We start from the raw sequence: 15,012 nt of genomic DNA, 5'->3' as shown, positions 1-15,012 counted from the left end.
GCGCGCTTCGGCCACCGTGAGGTAATGACACGTGAGACGTGGGCAACCCGAATCGGGTTCATCCTCGCGGCCGTCGGGAGTGCCGTCGGCCTCGGAAACATCTGGCGGTTCCCGTGGGTGACGGCGGAGAACGGCGGCAGCGCCTTCCTGCTCGTGTACCTGCTCGTCATCCTCGCCGTCGGCGTTCCCGGACTCGTGGGCGAGTTCGTCATCGGCCGACGCGCGAAGCGGAACCCCGTCGGGGCGCTCCGTGACCTCTCCGGCTCGAAGGGGTGGGCGGTCGTCGGCGGGTTCTCGGTCGTGACGGCGCTCGTCCTCCTCTCGTTCTACTCGGTCGTCGGTGGGTGGATTCTCCGCTACTTCGTCGAGAGCCTGCTCGCGGTCGCCGGCGGGCCGCTCCCGTACGCGACGGAGCCGGGAGCGTACTTCGGCGCCGCTTCGACTGGCGTCGACGCGGTGGCGTACCACCTCGTCTTCCTCGGGCTCACTGCCGCCATCGTCCTCGGCGGGGTGCGCAAGGGAATCGAACTCAGTACGACAGTGATGATGCCCGCCATCTTCGTCCTCCTCGTCGCGCTCGCGGGCTGGGCGGCGACCCAGCCCGACGCGACCGCCGGCTACGCCTTCTATCTCTCGTTCGACCTCGCCACCGTCGAGGAGAACTTCTTCTCGATCCTCGGGCCGGCCGCAGGGCAGGCGCTCTTTACCCTCTCGCTCGGCGCGGGGACGATGATCACCTACGCCTCCTATCTGGGCGAGGACCGCTCGCTCCCGTTCGACGCCGGCTCTATCGCCGTCCTCAACACGCTCGTCGGCGTGCTCGCCGGCCTCGTCGTCTTCCCCCTCCTCTTCTCGCTCGGCGTCGAACCCGGCTCGCCCGGCCCCGGCGCGCTGTTCGTCTCCATCGCGGGCGCGTTCGCCCGCCTCCCCGCCGGGACGCTCATCGCGGCAGTCTTCTTCGGCGTCGTCGCGCTGGCCGCCCTCTCCTCGTCCATCTCGATGCTGGAGATTCCCGTCTCATTCCTGGTCGACGAGTTCGGCCTTGACCGCCGTCGCGCCGTCGCCGCCTCGCTCGCCGTGTTCGCGCTCACGGGCGCGGCCAACGCGCTCGACGCGACCGTCTTCCAGCTGTTCGCCGTGACGCTCGTCGACCGGTTCCTGACGGCGGGCCTCGCGGCGTTCCTCCTGTTCGTCGGCTGGGTGCTGGGACGAGACGCCATCGAGGAGTTCCGCGCGGGTGCGGGCGACGTCGCCTCCCGGCTGGCGACGCCGTGGCTCTACGCCGTCGGGGTCGTACTCCCCGTCTTCCTCGTCTTCACGCTCCTGACGGGGCTCGGTCTCGAAGCCCGCGTCGGCTTCTGGCCCACCGTCGCGCTGGCCGTCGGCGTCGGTGCCGTCGCGTTCGCCGGACTGCGCTCGTCGAAGTCAGTCGTCTGACCCCCGCGAGCGCCTCGCTCCCGGTGCGCTCCGGGCGCCACCCGCGACCGACCGGGTCGACGCCTCGGACGAGGCCTGCGTATCCCGGAATCCTTTTGCTCCACGTCGTTCACGTTCCCCCAATGACACTGGGTGGTCCGACATGACGATGGAGGACCGGATCGACGAACTCCGCGAGAAACGCGAGCGTGCGCTGCTCGGCGGCGGCCAAGACCGCATCGACAAGCAGCACGACAAGGGGAAGATGACCGCTCGCGAGCGGGTCGACTACTTCCTCGACGACGGGACGTTCAACGAGTTCGACAAGTTCCGGACCCACCGGACGTCGAAGTTCGGGATGGAAGAGAAGAAACTCCCCGGCGACGGCGTCGTCACGGGGTACGGCGAGGTCGACGGCCGGACGGTGTTCGTCTTCGCCCACGACTTCACCGTCTTCGGCGGCTCCCTCGGCGAGGTGATGGCCCAGAAGATCTGTAAGGTGATGGACAAGGCGATGGAGGTCGGCGCGCCCATCATCGGCCTGAACGACTCCGCCGGTGCGCGCATCCAAGAGGGCGTGAAGTCGTTGGCCGGCTTCGCGGACATCTTCCACCGCAACCAGCAGGCCTCCGGCGTGGTCCCGCAGGTCTCGTCCATCATGGGGCCGTGTGCCGGCGGCGCGGTGTACTCACCCGCCATCACCGACTTCATCTTCATGGTACAGGACACCTCGCACATGTTCATCACCGGCCCGGACGTCATCAAGACGGTCACGGGCGAGGAGGTCAGTTTCGAGGAACTCGGCGGCGCGAAGACCCACGCCCAGAAGACGGGCGTCGCGCACAAGACGTTCAAGAGCGAGGAGGAGGCGCTCGACAACATCCGACGGCTGCTGTCGTACCTCCCGCAGAACAACGTCGAAGACCCCCCGCGGGTCGAACCGTGGGACGACCCGGCGCGCGAGACGACCGAACTCACCGACGTCGTCCCCGACCAGCCCCAGAAGCCCTACGACATGACCGAGGTCATCGACAGCGTCGTCGACGAGGGCTCGTTCTTCGAGATTCACGAGGGGTGGGCGCGCAACATCGTCGTCGGGTTCGGCCGCCTCGACGGGCATTCGGTGGGCGTGGTGGCGAACCAGCCGCGGTCGAACGCCGGCACCCTCACCGTCGACGCGTCGATGAAGGGGTCGCGGTTCATCCGCTTTTGCGACGCGTTCAACATCCCCATCCTCACCTTCGTCGACGTCCCCGGCTACATGCCCGGCACCGAGCAGGAACACCGCGGCATCATCCGCCACGGGGCGAAGCTACTGTACGCCTACTCGGAGGCGACGGTTCCACTGCTCACGGTCATCACGCGCAAGGCCTACGGTGGCGCGTACTGCGTCATGGCCTCGAAGCACATCGGGGGCGACGTCAACTACGCGTGGCCCACGTCCGAGATTGCGGTCATGGGACCGCAGGGCGCGGTGAACATCCTCTACAGCAGCGAACTGGAGGCCGCGGACGACCCCGACGCCCGGCGGCAGGAACTCATCGACGAGTACCGTGAGGAGTTCGCCAACCCCTACACCGCCGCCGACCGAGGCTTCGTCGACGACGTCATCGAACCGGCCGAGACCAGGGCCCGACTGGTCGACGACCTCACCATGTTGAAGACGAAGCGCGGCGACCAGCCCGAGAAGAAACACGGCAACCTCCCCATCTGACATGGAGCTCTCGATTCCCGACGACGCCAGTGAGGACGAGGCGGCGGCCATCGCGGCCGTCGTCTCGGCGCACATGCGCGACCAAGCGGTCGCTGCGGCGGCTGCGGCGGCCGAGACCGAGGAGACCTGGCAGGGCAAGAAGTGGTCGTTCGCCGGCCGCGTCGACGCGCTTCAGGGCCGCCACACGCGCGTCCCCGACGGTTCACCCACGAACGCGTGGGTCGCCGCGAGCCGAACCGACCGGTTCTGAGGCACTCACCGCGATAGCTCGTTTCCGGGACCGTCCCGACACCTCGAAAAACTGTTTCAAACGTGAGAGGCGTGTGCGTGAGCTGAAGTAGTTCGCATCACTTCCATCACGTGAGGGTCGACCCGAGTTCCTCTCCCCCTCTCTCGGGTGACCCCATTTCTCGCACACGACGTGCGCTCTGAGCCACCGTGCCGACGCGTAGCGTCTTTACCGTCCCCCCGACTAGGGGGGGTATGCGCCCCCCGGCAGACAACGCCCAGCTCGCGCTCCTCCTCGAGGTCGCCGGCACCCCGAAGCCGGGGAACGTCGACCGCCACCGCGAGTACGCGGACCTCCGGTTCGAGCACTTCCTCGCGGGCGCTGTCGGTGCCGGACCGGGCCTCCGTCGTGCGGCCGACGGGGACCCCCTCGGTGCAGCGTTCGAGGCGAGCGTCGACGGGATGCGTCACCAGCGAGGGGGAAACACCCAGTTCGGCTGTCTGTTGAACCTCGTCCCGCTGGTCCGAGCGGCCGCGGACGGACCGCTGACGACCGACGTGGTCCGCGACCGCTGTGCGGAGACGACCGTCGACGACGCCTGTGACTTCTATCGCGCGTTCGAGCACGTCGACGTCGCCGTCGGCGACGCCCCCCCGGACATCGACCTCCCCGACGTGGGCCTCGGTGCCGACGCGACCGACGTCGTGCGCGCGCAGGGACTGACGCTCTGGGACGTCATGGAGCGCTCTGCACCCGTCGACGCGAACGCCCGCGAGTGGGTCGCGGGCTTCCCGCGCTCGTTCGCCGCGGCCGAGGGAATCCTCACCGACGAGGGAACGGCGACCGAACGGGTCGCCCGAGCGTTCCTCCGACTCCTCGCCGAGGAACCGGACACCCTGGTCAGGACACAACACGGCGACCGCATCGCCCGCGAGGTGCAGGCGCAGGCGGCCGAGGTGGGCGAAGACCTCGACGCCGCGACGGACCTCGCCGAGGCGTTCGTCGCCGACGATATCAACCCGGGGACGACGGCCGACCTCACCGCGGCTGCCGTGTTCGTTGCACTCGAGCGGGGGTGGGAGGTGTGACGACGGCGGACGATGACGGAGGCGACAGAGCGGAGCCGTCCGCGTGGCCCGTCGCTCTCGACGGCGTGACGGAGTCGGTCGTGACCACACTCGGACCGAACGGCTTGTGGAACGTGGCAGCGCTCGGTCTGCACGCGCCCGATGGCGGTGTCCGCGCGGGCGACGACGAGCCACTCGAGGCGGTGACGTGGGGTAACACGCGGACGCGTCGGAACTTCCACCGACAGGGCGAGGGCGTCGTCCAGTTCGTCGCCGACGCGCGTGACTTCGTCGACGCGGCGCTCACGATTCGCGAGGAGGAAGAGCCGGTGCTCGACTCGGCCGACGCGTGGGTTCGCGTCGCTGCCGAACCGGTCGATGAAGGGTGCGAGGGTGGAACGCGGTGGGAACGCTGGCGGCTCACGCCCGCGGAGAACGGTGTCCGGCGGACGCGCCCGTTCACTATCAACCGCGGCTTCTACGCCGTCGTCGACGCCACGGTCGCCGCCTCGCGGCTCGACGTCCCCGACTACGACACCGGGGAGCTCCTCGACCGCCTCGCGTACTTCGAGCGCGTGGTCGAACGGTGTGGCGGCGCACGCGAACACGAGGCGTTCGCACGCCTCTCCGAGGCGACCGACTGGCGCGCGCGCCGCCGCGACGACGACGCGTAACGAATCGTTTTTGTGCGCCAGCGAGCAATCGACGGGCATGGCGATCAAACCCAAGTACGTCAAGCAGCTCGGGAACCTGCTGCTGGAGCGGTATCCGCAGGCGTTCAACACGGACTTCGAGACGAACAAGGACAGCGTCATGAAGCTCACGAACGTCGACTCGAAGGGCGTCCGCAACCGCATCGCGGGCTACATCACGCGTAAGAAGGCCAGCAGTCAGGCCGCCTCGGCGTAACGCTTCTCCCGAACTGCACACGAACCGCGCTCGGTCCGTGAGCCGTAGGCCCGGTTCGCTCTGTCACTGCTCTCCGCTTCCTCTTCCGTCCAGCGGAGCACTCTTCACCCGCCCGGCCGACTGCCGGCCATGCGACTCATCGCCCACCGCGGCTGTGCGGCGCGCGGCCCCGAGAACACGGTCTGTGCCATCGAGCGGGCGCTCCCGCACGTCGACGCCGTCGAGGTGGACGTTCGTCGGTGTGGTTCGGGTGAACTCGTCGTCGTCCACGACGCGACACTCGAGCGACTGACCGGCCTCGACCGCCCGGTTTCGGCGGTCGACTACGAGACGCTTCGGTCGTACGCCGTCCTCGACTCCGACCAGTCGATTCCCCGACTCACCGACGTGGTCGACGCCCTCCCCGCGGACGTGGGACTGAACGTGGAACTCAAAGAGCGAGGGCTCGCCGCGGACGTCGAGACCGCCGTCGCCGACCACCCCGAGGTCTGGGTGTCGTCGTTCGACGCCACGGCGCTCGCGGAGACGCACCTGCCGCGCGCCTTCCTCTTCGCCGGTGACGGCGACGGCGACGGCGCGGACGACTGGACCGCCGGCGTCGCCACCGCCCGCGACCTCGACTGCGTCGCCGTCCACCCGCAGTACGACCTCGTCGTCGACACGCCCGAGCGGGTCGCTGATGCGCACGACGCCGGGCTGGCAGTGAACGTGTGGACGCCGCCGCCCGCGGTCGTTCCGCGGCTCCGCCGGGCGGCCGTCGACGGCGTCATCGTCGACGACTGGACGGTCGACGGGTGACGTTCACCCGGCGTCGGCGTCCGGTGCGGTCGGGAGGTCGACGTCGGTCGGTTCGGCGGACTGTCCCTCCCGGGTCGCGAACCAGTCGTCGACAGCCCGACGCACGCGCTGGAGGACGCGCGGGTCGGTGCTCGGGCGGCCGACGCTTACGGCGTCGGCACCGTACGCGAGGTACTCCGTCACCGTGTCACGGTCGCGGACGCCGTTGTTGGCGACAAGGAAGAGGTCGGGTGCCGCGTCGGCCACGTCTCGAATCACGCCCTCGGAGTCCATCGCGTCGACGTGGAAGAGGACCGCACCGGCCGCGTCGACGCGGCGGGCCGTCTCGGCGAGGTCGACGCCGTCGACCGCCGTGCGGACCTTCACGCTCACCGCCGCCCCCTCCGCTGCGGCCGCCGAGACGAACGCACAGAGGCGGTCGGTGTCCCGCAGGAGCGTCTCCCCACAGCCGACCTCGCAGAGCTCCGCCTGGCGGCAGTGGGCGTTGACCTCGACGACCGCGTCGTGGGCCGCACAGACGCGTGCGGCCGCTCGGACGGGCTCGACGGTGGCGCTTCGGACGTTCATCCCGGCCCGAATCGGCGTGTCCGCGAGGGCGGCGAGTTGGACGTCGACGAAGACGAGCGGGTCCGGCGGGAGGAATTCCGAGCGGTCCCGCGCCACCAACTGTCGTGCGGCCTCCCGTGACTCCGCGTCGAGCGCGATGCCGCCGAGCATCGCGAGGTCCGCCCACAGGCTCCCGTCTCTCGCCCAGCGGGCGTCCGCCTCCCCCGAGAGGCTCGCGAGGACGAGTCGCGGGGGCTCGCCCGTCATCGGGGCACCTCGGCGTCAGCATCGGCGCTCTCGAGTGCCTCCCAGACCGCATCGAGGACGCGCCGGGCGTCGGCAGCGTCGTCGATGCGGCTGTCCGTTCGCACGACCGGGCGGTCGAGTTCCGTCTCGTCTTCCCGGTCGAGGACGAACGCGTCCGCGAAGGGGTACGCCTCGACGACGCCGCGTGTCGAGGGGTCGCGGCCGACTCCCGCCATGAGTTTCGCCGCCGGCCCGGAGAACACCTCGCGGCCGACGAACGGCGAGACGACGACGACCGGCGTCTCGGCCAGCGCCTCCCGCACGCCGGGCAGTGCGAGGATGGGGCCGATGCTCGTCACGGGGTTCGAGGGCCCGACGACGACCGGGTCGCTGAGGGCGTCGAGCACCGCCGCGGTCGGTTCGGCGTCGTCGGCCCCGCGGAACTCCACGTCCTCGACCGCGGGGTCGGCGCGTCGGTGGACCCAGTACTCCTGGAAGTGCATCGCTCCCTCGACCGTGTGGACGATGGTGGCGACGGGGTCGTCGCTCATCGGGACGAGGTCGACGTCGAGTCCGAACGCCTCGGCGAGGGTTCGTGTCACCGCGGTCAGCGACCGTCCCTCGTCGAGGAGCCCCGTCCGGGTGAGGTGGACGGCCCTGTCGCGGTCGCCGATCTCCATGAACTCCGCCACCCCCGAGAAGCGCCGCCAGCGGGCGATGGGTCGTCCCCGCGTCTGTGCGTCGTCCGGGAGATACCGGGGGCCGCCCTCGACCCCCGCGGCGTCCGCGAGTCGGTGCAGTTCGTCGTGCGTCGCGGTGGTGTCTCCCGCGATTCCCCACCACCGGTCGCGGTCGAGGACGTCGCCGCCGTGAAACAGCACCGTGTCGAGGTCCGGACAGACGAGATGGCCGCCGAGTTCGACGTCGTCACCCGTGTTCCCGACGACGGTCACGTCGCTCGGCGCGACGGCGGCACCGAGGCCGTCGAGCAGTTTGGGCGTCCCCGTCCCACCGGCGAGGAACGTCAGCATAGAGCCCTGCTTTGTGGAGGGGCGGTTTGAAGCTTCCTCCATCGCTCTGTCGGGCGTGTCGGGTCGGCACACGGGACACGCGCTGACACCGTCACGCGCGAATCCGTGGATACTTGACTGACCAGTTAGTCAGTTCGAACACTGAATGTCCGACGAGCCCCGCGAGACCGTCGTCCGTGCGACCTGCCGCGCGCTCTGTGCGCACGGGTACGCGAACCTGACGATGCAAGACATCGCCGACGAGACGGACCTGAGCAAAGCCGCCCTCCACTACCACTACGACACCAAGCGCGACCTCCTGACGACCTTTCTCGACTCGCTCGCGTCGTGGTACGAGGGGCGGCTCGAGGACCTCCCTGGAGAGGACGCCACCGCTCGGCTGCGGGCGCTGTTCGACGAGTGTCTCACCGCCGACGAGGACGACTACCCCGCCTTCCACACGGCCATGCTCGAGGTGAAGGCACAGGCACCCTACGAGGAGGCGTACCGCGAGCGACTCGTGGCGGTCGACGACGTGCTCCGTTCGCGCATCGAGACCGTCGTCCGAGCGGGCATCGACGAGGGGTCCTTCCGGGCGGTCGACCCCGAGGCGACGGCGACGTTCCTCGCCGACGTCGTGGTCGGTGCCCACACGCGCAACGTCGCGGTCGGCCACTCGCTCGCGGAGACGCGCGAGCACCTCGACGCCTACGTCGACGACCACCTCCGTCCCGCCGACCCCACGTCCCGACCGGAGGCGTCCCGATGAGCGTCCTCGACCGCCTGTCGGGGCTGTTCAAGAGCAAAGAGGAGTTCGACCTCACCAGCGGCGGCATCGGCAAGCCGCTGTTCTACCTCGCGCTCCCCATCGTCATCACGAACCTGCTCCAGACGGCGTACAACCTCGCCGACACGTTCTGGCTCGGCCAGTACTCGACGGAGGCGCTCGCGGCCATCTCGTTCGGCTTCCCCCTCGTCTTCTTGCTCATCTCGTTCGGTATCGGCATCTCCATCGCGGGCAGCGTCCTCGTCGCGCAGTACGTCGGCGCTGGCGAGGAGGGCGAAGCCGAGTACGCCGCCTCCCAGACGATGACGTTCGCCATCATCGCGAGCGTCGTCCTCGGCGGTGTCGGCTACTTCCTCGTCGAAGACATCCTCCGGCTCCTGGGCGCGTCGCCGGCAGTGCTCCCGGGTGCGACGGCGTACATGCAGGTCATCTCGCTGGGCATCGTCTTCCTCTTCGGCTTCTTGGTGTTCATCTCGCTGATGCGCGGCTACGGCGACACCATCACGCCGATGCTCGTCATGTTCGGGTCGGTGGCGGTCAACGTCATCATCGACCCGTTCCTCATCTTCGGCTGGTGGGTGTTCCCCGAACTCGGCATCGCGGGCGCGGCTTACGCGACGGTGTTCTCGCGGTCGCTGGCGCTCGTCGTCGGCCTCGGAATCATGCTCAAGGGCGACCGTGGTGTGCGCATCCGCCCGCGGCAGATGGTGCCCGACCTCTCTTACTTCCGCCGCATCCTCACGCTCGGTGGCCCGGCCTCCGTCGAGGTCACCGGGAGGGCGCTCTCTGTCAACCTCCTCCTCGTGGTCGTCGGCCTCTTCTCGACCACCGTCGTCGCCGCCTTCGGCATCGGCACCCGGGTGTTCTCGGTCATCTTCCTCCCCGCCATCGCCGTCGCCCAGGCCGTCGAGACGATGTCGGGGCAGAACATCGGTGCCGGAAAGCCCGACCGCGCCGAGGCGACGGCGGACTTCGCCGCGAAGACGATGTTCCTCGTCCTCTCGGCGATGGGCGTCGTCGTCTTCGTCTTTACCGAACCGATCGTCGCGATATTCACGACCGACCCCGCGGTCGTCGACGAGGGCGCGAACTTCCTCCGAATCGTCGCCCCGACGTTCGGCCTGCTCGGCGTCTTGCGGGCGTACAGCGGGAGCTTCCGCGGGGCCGGCAAGACGTTCATCTCGGCCGTCATCGCCATCTCCGCGCTCGGTGTCGTCCGACTCCCCGTCGCGTGGTTCGGCGCCCAGGAGTTCGGCCCCTCGGGTATCTGGTGGTCGTTCGTCGTCTCGAACGCCGTCGGCGCGACCATCGCGTTCGTCTGGTACAAACAGGGGACGTGGCGCGACGCCGACCTCACGAGGGACGAGGTCGACCTCGACGACGACTTCGAAGGGGAGAGCGACGTCACCGAGGCCGCGACCACGGACGACTGAGTCGTCCCGCCACCCAGACCGACGACGCGACGGCATCGACGGGGCCACCCGACGGTTTTTGTCCGATGCCGGCACATCTCCCCGTATGCTGGCCATCAAGGACAGCGTCCACGACCACATCGAGGTCGGGGGCGTTGCCGAGGCGCTCATCGACACGCCGGCCGTCCAGCGACTCCGTCGCGTCACCCAGTTGGGCACCGTCAAGTACGTCTACCCCTCCGCGAACCACACCCGATTCGAGCACTCGCTCGGGGTGTACCACCTCGCGACCCGCGCGCTCGACAACCTCGGCGTCGAGGGGGTCGCCGCCGAGCGAATCCGTGCCGCCGCCCTCCTGCACGACGTCGGTCACGGACCCTTCAGCCACAACGTCGAGAGCGTCGTCCACCGTCACACGGGCAAGTACCACGACGACGTCGACGACCTCGTCACCAGCGGGGAGGTGGGTCGCGTCCTCGACGAACACGATATCGACCCGCAGGCCGTGGCTGGCCTCGTCCGCGGCGACGGACGATACGGGCAACTCGTCTCCGGTGAACTCGACGTCGACCGGATGGATTACCTCGTCAGAGACGCCCACCACACCGGCGTCCCCTACGGGACCATCGACCACGAGCGCCTCGTCCGCGAACTCGCTTTCGTCGATGGGGAACTCGTCCTGCGGGAGGGGAACGTCCAGACTGCGGAGTCGCTCCTCCTCGCCCGGGCGCTCATGAACCCCACCGTCTACGCGCATCCCGTCGCCCGCATCTCGAAGGCGATGCTCCGGCGGGCGGCCGAGTGCCTGCTCGAGACGCCCGACATCTCGGCGGCGGACCTCCGGCGGATGGACGACTACGACTTCGTCTCGGCGCTCCGTGCGACACCCGCGACGAGCGCATACGCCGAGCGACTCGACGCCAGACGGCTGTTCAAGCGCGCGGTGTGGGCCGAACACGGCGACGTTCCGACGTCTCTCCTGGACGCCGCCCACGACGAGTTGCGAGCGCTCGAGCGAGCCATCGCCGACCGCGTCGGTCTCGACGCGTCCGCCGTCATCGTCGACGTCCCCTCGTCACCGTCGATGACCGAATCGACGTCGCGGGTGGTCGTCAACGGGGATATCAGAGAACTGGGGAAGGCGTCGCCGCTGGTGTCGGCGCTCCGCACGGCGCAGAAACAGCAGTGGCGGCTCGGCGTCTACTGCCCCCGCGCCGAGACCGAACAGGTCGGGCGGGCGGCCGTCGACGTCCTCGGACTCGATATCGAGGGGACGCTCGTGAGCGACGTACGCGCGGGGCTGAACGCGACGCTCGACGAGTTCCGGTGAGCCCGTGTTCGCACATCTGATATCGGCGGCCGCACGTTTATCAAACGCGACAGCCAGCTGAGACCAGTGGACGACGATTCCCCAGTCACGTCGGAGGCCACGTCGCTCGTCGACGCCGTCGCCGACGTCGTCGCGGTGTTCGACGAGTCGGGGCGGCTCATCGAGTGGAATCGCACACTACGAGAGGCGACAGGCTACACCGACGAGGTGCTGTCGTCGCTCCCGACGGGGCGTCTGTTCGACGCACCCGAGCGGGTCGTCGAACACGTCGCCGACACCCTCGAGACGGGCGAGACACGGTTCGACGCGACGCTCGTCGCCGCCGACGGCACCCGCCTCGAAGTCGAGTTCACGGCGACGACGTGGGCCTCACCGGGCGGGGAGGGGTCCGACGAGTCGAGTGCCGTCGTCTGTGTCGGCCGCGACGTCACCGACCGTACCGGTGACAGGGGGTTCACACACCACCGAACCGTGCTCGAGTCGCTCCCGGACGCCGTCTACGCCATCGAATCGGACGGGACTATCGTGTACGTCAACGAGGCGTACGCCGCGATGAAGGGCGTCTCTCGGGGTGAACTGCTCGGGACTGACGTCGACGAGTGGGTGACGGACGAGACGGTCGACGCGGCCGACGACCTGCGGGCAGAACTCGCTCACGGAGGGCGCGACGTCGCGGCCATCGAGTACGAGTTCGTGACGGGGGGCGGCGAGCGCTTCCCCGCCGAACTCCGGTTCGGGCGGGTCACCGCCGGTGACGGCGACCTCGGACGGGTCGGGACGATTCGCGACGTCACCGACCGGGTCGAACGCGAACGACAGCTCCAGCGGCAGAACGAGCGACTCGACGAGTTCGCGTCCATCGTCAGCCACGACCTCCGGAACCCGCTGAACGTCGCGGAGGGGTGGCTCGAACTGGCTCGGGGCGAACAGGACAGCGACCAGCTCGCGGCCGTCGCGGGCGCGCACGACCGGATGCGGTCGCTCGTCGACGACCTGCTCGCGCTGGCGCGGCACGGCCGGGCCGACCTCGACCCGACAGCGGTGTCGCTTCCGGGACTCGCCGAACGCTGCTGGGAGGCGGTCGCGACGCCGGAGGCGACGCTCGCTGTCGAGACCGACACGACGGTGCGCGCCGTCGAGAGCCAGCTTCGACGCCTCCTGGAGAACCTGTTCCGCAACGCCGTCGAACACGGGTCTCCCGACGTCACGGTCACCGTCGGTGAGCTCTCGGACGGGTTCTTCATCGTCGACGACGGGCCGGGAATCCCCCCGGAGCAACGGGACGTGGTGTTCGACTCCGGCTTCTCGACGAGCCCTGACGGAACCGGGTTCGGACTGCGCATCGTCCGCGAAGTCGCGGAGGCGCACGGCTGGACGGTACGCGTGGTCGACGACGCCGACGGCGCACGGTTCGAGGTCCGCGGCGTCGCCGCGGTGTGATGTGCTGGACCGTCGGACTGAGACGTCTCCCGAAGAGGTGAACCTACAGGTTCAAGGACGCTCCTCTCCAGGGTCGAACCGATGCACGTAGAGGGGACACTCCTCGTCGGTCGCGACTTCGACCCGGTCGAGGGACGGGTCGTCGTCGAGGACGGCCGCGTCGAGGCAGTCGAGCGCGTCGAGACCGACTCGACGGACATCATCTGCCCGGCGTTCGTCAACGCCCACACGCACATCGGCGACTCCATCGCCAAGGAGGCGGGCACGGGGCTCTCGCTCGACGAACTCGTCGCACCGCCGGACGGACTCAAACACCGCCTCCTCCGGGCGGCGTCCCAGGACGAGAAGGTCGCCGCGATGCGGCGCTCGCTGCGGTTCATGGAGGCGACGGGGACCGCCGCGTGTGTCGAGTTCCGCGAGGGGGGCGTCCCCGGCGTCGAGGCGTTCGAGCGCGCCCGCAACGGCCTCGACATCGACGCCGTCGTCCTCGGCCGCGAGACCACAGCAGCGATGGACGCGAGCGACGGCTTCGGGGCGAGCGGGGCCCGCGACGGCGACTTCGCCGAGCTGAGAGCATCGACTCGCGAGGCGGGCAAACTGTTCGGCATTCACGCCGGCGAGCGCGACCCCGACGACGTCGACGCCGCCATCGACCTCGACCCCGACTTCCTCGTCCACATGGTCCACGCGACGGCCGACCAACTCGACCGCGTCGCCGCCGAGGGAGTTCCCATCGCGGTCTGTCCGCGCTCGAACCTCGTCACGAACGTCGGTGTGCCGCCGATTCGTCGCCTCGGAGAGGCGACGACCGTCGCGCTCGGGACGGACAACGTGATGCTCAACTCCCCGTCGATGTTCCGCGAGATGGAGTTCGCGGCGAAGCTCTCCGACGTGAGCGCCGAGGCGGTCCTCCGGATGGCGACGGTCAACGGGGCCGAGTTGGCGGGTCTCGACCACGGCCTCGTCGAGGAGGGCGCGCCGGCGAAACTGCTCGTCCTCGATGGCGACTCCGACAACCTCGCCGGCGCGCGCGACCCCGTCCGCGCGGTGGTCCGGCGAGCGGGACAGGCCGACGTGAAGCGTGTGCTCCGTTGAGGCGTCGGTCTCCGCCCGTCACTCGCCGACGGGACGCAGATGCTCGCAGTCGCCCGTGTGAATCACTCGCTCACCACGCTCGGTCCGGACGACGAGCGCACCGGGGAACTCGACGTCGACGGCTTCGCCCTCGATGGTCTCGTTCGTCAGCTCGACGCGGACCCGACGGCCGAGCGTGTCGGCGTGGTCTCGCCACGCGTCGAGAATCGTGTCGGGGTCGCCGCGGAGGTCGTCGAAGGTCTCGAGGAGGCGCTGGACGAACAGCCGTCGCTCGACGTCGCCCGCCTCCTCGCGGACGCTCGTCGCGCCCGCCGGGAGGAGCGCCCCGTCGACGTTCGCGTTGACGCCGATGCCGACGAGAATCCACGAGACGCGGTTCGCCTCGCCCTCCATCTCGGTGAGGATACCCGCCAGTTTGCGGCCGCCGCGTTCCGTGGTGTCGTCGCTCACGAGGACGTCGTTCGGCCACTTGATCGACGCGTCGACGCCTGCCTCGCGCGCCGCTCGCGTCGTCGCGACGGCGGCCGCGAGAGTGTAGATTGGGGCGTGCGCCGGCGGACACTCGGGCCGGAAGACGATACTCAGCCAGACGCCCCCCGAGGGTGCGGTCCACGCCCGACGGAGCCGGCCTCGACTCCCCGTCTGCTCGTCCGCGAGCACGACGACGTCCCGCTCGCCCGCCTTCGCGAGGTCGCGTCCGCGGTCGTTCGTGCTCCCGATGGTGTCGTGATACTCGATGGTGTAGCCAGCGTCGAGCCCGTACTCGACGGCACCCGCGCCGAACTCCGGCACCTCCGCGACGACGTAGCCCGCGTCGGTCGACTCGACGACGAACCCCTCGTCACGGAGTGCTTCGACCTGCTTCCAGACGGCCGCCCGCGAGACGCCGAGGCGCTCGGCCAGTGCCGGACCGGAGACGGCACCGGACGATAACTCGTCGAGCAACGCGCGGCGTGTCTCGTTCATGTGAGATGAAGACGCGAGGTACGTATGAAGGCGACGGCTCGGCCCTC

15 protein-coding genes are annotated in these 15,012 nt (G+C 69.5%); 12 read left to right on the top strand and 3 right to left on the bottom strand.

All coding sequences use genetic code 11. From position 1 onward, the window contains the following. Positions 1–24: 24 nt before the first annotated feature. The 7 genes from E6N53_RS10345 to E6N53_RS10315 all read left to right on the top strand — a co-directional run bounded on the left by E6N53_RS10345 (position 25) and on the right by E6N53_RS10315 (position 6,133). Positions 25–1,437 carry a sodium-dependent transporter gene (locus E6N53_RS10345; protein WP_142859039.1) on the top strand — a complete coding sequence of 471 codons (1,413 nt, stop codon included), beginning with the start codon at positions 25–27 and terminating at the stop codon, positions 1,435–1,437. A gap of 148 nt (positions 1,438–1,585) precedes the next feature. Next, a complete protein-coding gene (locus E6N53_RS10340) occupies positions 1,586–3,130 on the top strand; it encodes an acyl-CoA carboxylase subunit beta (RefSeq protein WP_136590471.1) in 1,545 nt (514 codons plus the stop codon). A gap of 1 nt (position 3,131) precedes the next feature. After that, positions 3,132–3,380, top strand: coding sequence for a DUF8022 family protein (locus E6N53_RS10335; protein ID WP_142859037.1), 249 nt, complete (start codon positions 3,132–3,134; stop codon positions 3,378–3,380). A gap of 233 nt (positions 3,381–3,613) precedes the next feature. After that, complete coding sequence (locus E6N53_RS10330; RefSeq protein ID WP_142859035.1) at positions 3,614–4,447, top strand: triphosphoribosyl-dephospho-CoA synthase; 834 nt, start codon at positions 3,614–3,616, stop codon at positions 4,445–4,447. Beyond that, positions 4,444–5,100, top strand: coding sequence for a DUF447 domain-containing protein (locus E6N53_RS10325; protein ID WP_142859033.1), 657 nt, complete (start codon positions 4,444–4,446; stop codon positions 5,098–5,100). Before E6N53_RS10330 ends, E6N53_RS10325 begins: the two co-directional genes overlap by 4 nt. A gap of 37 nt (positions 5,101–5,137) precedes the next feature. Next, positions 5,138–5,335 carry a 30S ribosomal protein S17e gene (locus E6N53_RS10320; RefSeq protein ID WP_136590266.1) on the top strand — a complete coding sequence of 66 codons (198 nt, stop codon included), beginning with the start codon at positions 5,138–5,140 and terminating at the stop codon, positions 5,333–5,335. Positions 5,336–5,464: 129 nt separating this feature from the next. Continuing rightward, on the top strand, positions 5,465–6,133 hold the full coding sequence (locus E6N53_RS10315) for a glycerophosphodiester phosphodiesterase (protein ID WP_142859031.1): 669 nt from the start codon (positions 5,465–5,467) through the stop codon (positions 6,131–6,133). A gap of 3 nt (positions 6,134–6,136) precedes the next feature. Here the strand turns inward: E6N53_RS10315 and E6N53_RS10310 are convergent, their stop codons facing one another. Together E6N53_RS10310 and cofD are read right to left on the bottom strand one after the other, a co-directional pair. Next, complete coding sequence (locus E6N53_RS10310; RefSeq protein WP_142859029.1) at positions 6,137–6,946, bottom strand: tRNA-dihydrouridine synthase; 810 nt, start codon at positions 6,944–6,946, stop codon at positions 6,137–6,139. Next, positions 6,943–7,956 (bottom strand): 2-phospho-L-lactate transferase, encoded by a 1,014-nt coding sequence (cofD, locus tag E6N53_RS10305; protein WP_142859027.1) that lies wholly within the window; start codon positions 7,954–7,956, stop codon positions 6,943–6,945. The genes E6N53_RS10310 and cofD overlap by 4 nt, the downstream gene beginning before the upstream one ends. A 145-nt stretch (positions 7,957–8,101) precedes the next feature. Between cofD and E6N53_RS10300 the strand changes: the two genes are divergently transcribed. From E6N53_RS10300 to E6N53_RS10280, 5 genes are all read left to right on the top strand, one after another. Further along, positions 8,102–8,704, top strand: a complete 603-nt coding sequence (locus E6N53_RS10300) for a TetR/AcrR family transcriptional regulator (RefSeq protein WP_136590262.1) — start codon at positions 8,102–8,104, stop codon at positions 8,702–8,704. Continuing rightward, positions 8,701–10,155, top strand: coding sequence for an MATE family efflux transporter (locus E6N53_RS10295; protein ID WP_142859024.1), 1,455 nt, complete (start codon positions 8,701–8,703; stop codon positions 10,153–10,155). The genes E6N53_RS10300 and E6N53_RS10295 overlap by 4 nt, the downstream gene beginning before the upstream one ends. A gap of 85 nt (positions 10,156–10,240) precedes the next feature. Further along, entirely contained in the window at positions 10,241–11,464 is a 1,224-nt protein-coding gene (locus tag E6N53_RS10290) for an HD domain-containing protein (protein WP_142859022.1), read from the top strand. Positions 11,465–11,530: 66 nt separating this feature from the next. Next, on the top strand, positions 11,531–12,904 hold the full coding sequence (locus E6N53_RS10285) for a PAS domain S-box protein (RefSeq protein WP_142859020.1): 1,374 nt from the start codon (positions 11,531–11,533) through the stop codon (positions 12,902–12,904). Between the two features lie 81 nt (positions 12,905–12,985). Continuing rightward, entirely contained in the window at positions 12,986–13,999 is a 1,014-nt protein-coding gene (locus E6N53_RS10280; protein ID WP_142859018.1) for an amidohydrolase family protein, read from the top strand. Between the two features lie 18 nt (positions 14,000–14,017). On the opposite strand, the gene E6N53_RS10275 is transcribed toward E6N53_RS10280, so the two are convergent. After that, a complete protein-coding gene (locus tag E6N53_RS10275) occupies positions 14,018–14,965 on the bottom strand; it encodes a biotin--[acetyl-CoA-carboxylase] ligase (protein ID WP_136601762.1) in 948 nt (315 codons plus the stop codon). Positions 14,966–15,012 lie beyond the last annotated feature (47 nt).

Source organism: Salinigranum halophilum (assembly GCF_007004735.1).
In the GTDB taxonomy this organism is placed as follows: domain Archaea; phylum Halobacteriota; class Halobacteria; order Halobacteriales; family Haloferacaceae; genus Salinigranum; species Salinigranum halophilum.
Note: the sequence above shows the minus strand (reverse complement) of the source record. Positions and strands in the feature narration are given on the sequence as shown.